Annotated in this window: 3 protein-coding genes; 2 read left to right on the forward strand and 1 reads right to left on the reverse strand. The window is 65.0% G+C overall.

Going from position 1 to position 6000, the window contains the following annotated elements:
- Positions 1–213: 213 nt before the first annotated feature.
- A complete protein-coding gene (locus ACFPUZ_RS08330) occupies positions 214–1056 on the reverse strand; it encodes a hypothetical protein (protein WP_377001462.1) in 843 nt (280 codons plus the stop codon).
- Between the two features lie 94 nt (positions 1057–1150).
- On the opposite strand from ACFPUZ_RS08330, the gene ACFPUZ_RS08335 reads away from it, so the two are divergent.
- Together ACFPUZ_RS08335 and ACFPUZ_RS08340 are read left to right on the forward strand one after the other, a co-directional pair.
- A complete protein-coding gene (locus ACFPUZ_RS08335; RefSeq protein ID WP_377001463.1) occupies positions 1151–2440 on the forward strand; it encodes an adenylosuccinate synthase in 1290 nt (429 codons plus the stop codon).
- A gap of 610 nt (positions 2441–3050) precedes the next feature.
- On the forward strand, positions 3051–6000 hold a 2950-nt coding region (locus ACFPUZ_RS08340), incomplete at its 3' end, for a Rib/alpha-like domain-containing protein (protein WP_377001464.1).

Here is a 6000-nt window from a genome sequence, read left to right on the forward strand (position 1 = left end):
TCTGCCACGAGGATCGAGCCCCGCGGAGTCGCCCTTGAAATACTCGCTAAGAGGACTACAATGTGCACCCTGTGCTGGTCACATGTTTCAGTAACCATGAATTGCGCAGGTCAGAGATCGTGGTCTGACCAGCGTGGGTCCGCCGGGAAGATGTGACGGCGACCACAGGATGGGGCGTCGATAAGCGAAACCCCTAATGTGATTCTAATCACATTAGGGGCGAACGATCTGAAGGTCGCGAAGGTGGCGGTAAAACGTCGAGCGCTCGAGCGGGCGCGGGTGACGCACGCCGTCGATGGTCACGGCGAGGGAGGGGCCCCCGGCCTGCACCGCGCGGCCCGTCGCCAGGGAATCGGGGTCCACCGGCGTGGAGCCGGAGAGGCGGTGGGCCAGGCGCTGTCGGAAGGACAGGTCCAGGTCGGCAGGCTCGCGCATGCGTACCGCGGCGATCCCCGGGGCGTCGAGCATGGGGACGAGGCGGGCGCCGAAGGTGCCGTCGAAAAGCACGTCCGCACGGCCCTCGTGACGGACGAGGACATGGTCGTTGACGATGATCTCGCCGGTGATCTCCCCGCCCTCCCACTCGGTGATGGAGGCGGAGCCGGCGACCGCCAGGCCCAGGTCAGAGCGGATGAGCGGGACCGGGCGGGCAGAGCCGGACAGTGCGATCCGCCATGGCTTATCCAGTCCCCAGTTGCGGGCCGCGACCGAATCCTCGACGGGTACCAGCGCCACCTCCGCCCAGAGGTAGTCGCCGCGCATCATCCGGGTGAGCACCGCCGCGAGCGCGGCGTCCGTGCCCACCACGATGACGCGCAGCGGTTCCGGCAGGTGCGGGGCCTGGGGGGCGGGGGCGGGCACGGCCAGATGGGCCACATCCGGCTGCCGGGCGATGTCGTCGAGGGAGGGGGTGGGGTCCTCCGGAAGCAGCTCCGCAGCGATGGCGTCGAGGGGGGCCAGGTCGCGCCGCCCCGGAATATCGGGGACGTTGATAACAGTGCCGGGAAGGTCAACGGGAATATCGACGTCACCACAGCGTAGGATCACCACTCGCATGAGGATTGATCCTACAACCCGTAGTAGAATGGTAAGCCGTCCGTGGCTTTCCACCGCCACGCGTTCCCGAAACTTGAGCGGAAGTGACCCAATAATGGCTGCAATCGTGATTGTCGGCGCCCAGTGGGGCGATGAGGGCAAGGGTAAGGCCACCGACATCCTGGGCGGCGAAGTTGACTACGTGGTCAAGCCCAACGGCGGCAACAACGCCGGCCACACCGTCGTCGTCGGCGGCGAGAAGTACGAGCTCAAGCTCCTTCCGGCCGGTGTTCTCAGCGAGAACGCGGTCCCGATCCTGGGCAACGGCGTGGTGATCAACCTTGAGGCACTCTTCGAGGAGATCGACGGCCTCGCCGCCCGCGGTGCCAACCCGGAGCGCCTGCGTATCTCCGCCAACGCTCACCTTGTTGCGCCGTACCACCAGGTCCTCGACCGCGTGCAGGAGCGCTTCCTGGGCAAGCGGGCCATCGGTACCACCGGCCGCGGCATCGGCCCGGCCTACGCCGACAAGGTCAACCGCATCGGCATCCGCGTGCAGGATATTTTCGACGAGTCCATCCTGCGCCAGAAGGTCACCTCCGCCCTGGACGTCAAGAACCAGATCCTGGTGAAGATGTACAACCGCAAGGCCATCGACCCGGAGACCATCGTCGAATACTTCCTCGGCTACGCCGATCGCCTGCGCCCCATGGTCATCGACGCTGACCGCGTGCTCAACGAGGCTCTCGACGAAGGCAAGCGCGTCCTCATGGAGGGCGGCCAGGCGACCATGCTCGACGTCGACCACGGCACCTACCCCTTCGTCACCTCCTCCAACCCCTCCGCCGGCGGAGCGTGCGTCGGTTCGGGAGTCGGTCCGACGCGGATCACTACCACCCTCGGCATCATCAAGGCGTACACCACCCGCGTCGGCGCCGGCCCGTTCCCGACGGAACTCTTCGACAAGTGGGGCGAGTACCTGCAGACCGTCGGCGGCGAGGTCGGCGTCAACACCGGCCGCAAGCGCCGCTGCGGCTGGTACGACTCGGTCATCGCCCGTTACGCCTCCCGCGTCAACGGCTTCACCGACTACTTCCTCACCAAGCTCGATGTGCTCACCGGCATCGGGGAGATCCCCATCTGCGTGGCCTACGACGTCGACGGTCAGCGTTTCGACGAAATGCCCATGACCCAGACCGATTTCCACCACGCCGAGCCGATCTTCGAGACCATGCCCGCTTGGGACGAGGACATCACCGGCTGCCGCACCTTCGAGGAACTGCCGCAGAAGGCCCAGGACTACGTCCTGCGCCTCGAGGAGCTCTCCGGCTGCCGCATGTCCTACATCGGCGTCGGCCCGGGCCGTGATCAGACGATCGTGCGTCACGACGTCCTGGCGGACTAAGCGACGACGCGGGGGCGCGGGGGCGCGGGGGCGTACAAAGGGGCTGAGGATTCCTCAGCCCCTTTTTGCTGCTCTCAGCGGGTGCTGGCCGGGGGTGGTGGACGCTAGATGTAGTGAGAATCACAATGAGTTTGAACGGTCGACGGGCGGGCTATCGAGCACGTCCATACATTTATTTGGGAAAGTAGTGGTGGGAAAACGTTTCCGCCGGTCTCAAAAAGGGGCTTTTCGGGGATTTATGTCGGACTTGGCGGCCTTTCCGCAGGGCCGCGGGGCAAATGTGGCGGATGTTAGCTTGTGGCGACAATGATCGTGTATATATAAGATGTTTTGCGGTATGTCATGTGCTGCATGCATTAAATTGATCGCCCAATGGAGTTGGATATGGTGCGACCAAAGATGGTTTCCTGTTGCGAAGCTGGACGGAACCTGCGGGTAGGGGAGGTGTCGACTGGGCTGACGGTGAGAGTCCCCTGACGTAATCTCATGCGGAGCAAGGTATGAGAACGAAATGATAACGATCTCAATCCCGAGACCTTCGTTCCTGATACCGCTGCCACCGTCCTGCGTCGCGCCATCACCGGCGCATCAGTTTCTCGAGAGGAACCCCATGCAAGAACCGATCAAGAGCTCCGGCCGCCGGCGTTACCGCCCCGGTATCTCGATCGCGGCAGGTGTGCTGTCCGTCGCCATGATCGCGCCGTTCGTGTCCCCCGTCGTCTCCCCGCTGTCCCTGCCTGTCGCATCCGCCCAGACGGCGACTCCGGCCGCGGGCGGCTCCCAGCACTCCACCGGTGTCTGGGAAGGTGAGCACACCGTCAGTGGATTCGTCTTCATCGACCGGGGAAGCGGATCGAAGCACTACAACGCTAACCTCGGTGACGAATATATCGACGGGATCCAGGTCAGTGGCTACTGGATCGACGAGGACGGCGCCAAGTCGCCTGTCTACCACACCTTCTCGGGCGAGGGCGCACTCGAAGCAGGCCACTTCTCCCTCTTCTTCGCACCGTGGACTGACGCCAACGGTGTCCAGCACACTTTCAATGCCCCTCTCGGCGGCGAGCAGGTGAGCATCTGGGCCACCCTCCCGGACGGATCTCAGTATCAGATCGCCTTCCAGGACTCGTACCCCGTCGGCGACGCCCACAAGCGCTCTCGCGCGGTCTGGTACCCCGCCTGGAACCGCGTCGGAAACTGGCACATTTCTCTGCAGGACAAGCCCGACCCGTCGTGGCTCTCGCTCGCTACTCCCACTGGCCCGCGCAACGACCTCAATTTCCCGAGCACGAACGACGGGCAGGTCGTGGGCACCGTGTTCTGGGACCCGTGGACCAACTCCGCTGACTTCCTCTACCCCACCGTGCAGGCTGACCGCGGAGACATCCTGGCGGAAGGCATCACTGTCGTCGGCTCTTACGTCCAGGACGAAGTCGCCCGTCGCTTCGATCAGTGGAAGAACAACAACCCCAACCACACGGTGGTCCAGTTCCAGGCTGCGCAGAAGCAGATCATGGCGGCCTACACCGCTGAGACCGGCAAGCCTGCCATCGCCGAGACGGTCACTTCCGTGACCAACGCACAAGGCGAGTACAAGCTCCAGTTCCAGGGTCTGTGGGGCAACAGCCACACGAGCCCCGGCATTTTCCGGCCGAACTGGGAAGGCCAGGGAGCCTGGGGTGATCTCGCCAGCTCCCCGCAGTCCGGCAGCTGGCTCCTCGGCAACTGGTCTTCGAAGCACATCAACGCCAATTACATGTACGTCTACCCGGTCCTGCCGGAGGGCGTGTCCGCCACGATGTCGTCGTTCCAGAGTGCCATGTTCGCGCATCCCCACGATGGGGACATCGGCCAGGGCCTGGTCTCGGTCAGTGGGCTCTCCCGCTGGTACAACCTCAACTTCCCCCTCTACGCCCTCGACCCGAGGTTCGACGTCACCCCGTTTGACGCGGTCTCCAACCCGGCGATGCCGGGCGACACGGTCCAGACCACCGCAACGGGCCTGGTCCCGGGACAGACCTATCACATTCAGTGGCAGCGCAGCACCCCCACCGGGCTGGTCAATGTCGGTGAGCCGTGCATCGCTGTCGCAGGCCCGGACGCTACCGTCCCTTCCTGCCCGCTGACGGTTCCCACCGACATCACGGACACCACGATCTACTCGGCGACTCTCTTCCAGCCGGCGGGTGACAACCGCAACGTCTACGGCGTGGATTCCTTCGCCGTCACCCCGAACGCAGCGACGACGCCGCTCGGCTCCCTCGGCGAGCCCTACACCGGAACCTTCACCCAGGATGTTCCGGCCGGCGCCTCGGTGACCTACTCCGCGACGGGGCTGCCGAACGGCCTCTCCATTGACCCCGCCACCGGCGCTATCACGGGTACCCCGGTCGTTGCCGCCGATGGCACGAGCCCGGTCGGAACGGCGCAGGTCGTCATCACCTCCAACATCACCTACGCCGACGGCAAGACCGGCACGACGCAGCGCGCCGTTCCGATCTCCATCACCGACACCCCGCTTGCCGACGCCACCCTCGGGCAGCCCTACACCCAGGCCATTGAGCCGCAGGGCCTCCCCGAGGGGGCAATCGCCTCCGGCATTACTGTCACCGGCCTGCCGTCGGGACTGACGTTCGATCCGGCGACGAACACAGTCTCCGGAACCCCGGACACCGTCGGTGAATTCGACAACGTGGTCGTTTCCTACACCGTCACGCTCGCGGACGGGACCGAGGTTCAGCACCAGGACACCGTTCCGCTCAATATCACCGGTGACCTCGCCGCGGCGTTCACTCCGGCGTACGAGAACACCGCCGCCCAGCCGGGCACCGTCGTCGCTTCTCAGGCTCCGACCTTCGACAACGCTTACACCACTGACGTCGTCGAGACGGGCGCAGCTCCTGAGGGCACCACCTTCGCTGCCGGCACCCTGCCGGACGGCTACGCCGCCGGTACTTCTGCTGATTCTCTGACCCCGGGTCAGGTCTTCGTTGATCCCCAGACCGGCGTTGTCTCCGTCAACCCGCTGCCCGGAGGTGAAGCGTCCGACCTCACCATTCCGGTGCTGGTCACCTACGCAGACGGCACCACGGATACTGCCGCGGCCCTGTTCAACGTCGGCGCCGACAACGCCGCCTCCCTGGACCCCACCTATCAGCTTATCGACGCCCAGCAGGGCGGGAACCCGGTCACCGTCCCCGCGCCGCTCGACCAGAACGGTCAGCAGCTGCCCACCGGCACCACGTTCACTGCCGGTGAGGGCTTCCCCGAGTGGGCGACGCTCAACGAGGACGGATCCATCACCGTTGCTCCGGGAGCTGACGTGCCGGTCGGTCCCGTGGAGCTGCTTGTCACCGTGGACTACCCGGACGGTTCGTCCGAGCAAATTGCCGCAACCGTCAACGTGGTTGACCAGGTTGCGCCGGTGATTGATCCGATTGCGGATGTCACGGTGACGGAGGATAAGGCTATTGAGCCGATCGTGGTGACGTCGGATGATCCGGCGGCGAAGGTGACGGTGACTGGTCTTCCGGAGGGGCTGTCGTTTGATGAGGCCACTG

This window comes from Corynebacterium nasicanis (assembly GCF_042658165.1).
Classification (GTDB): domain Bacteria; phylum Actinomycetota; class Actinomycetes; order Mycobacteriales; family Mycobacteriaceae; genus Corynebacterium; species Corynebacterium nasicanis.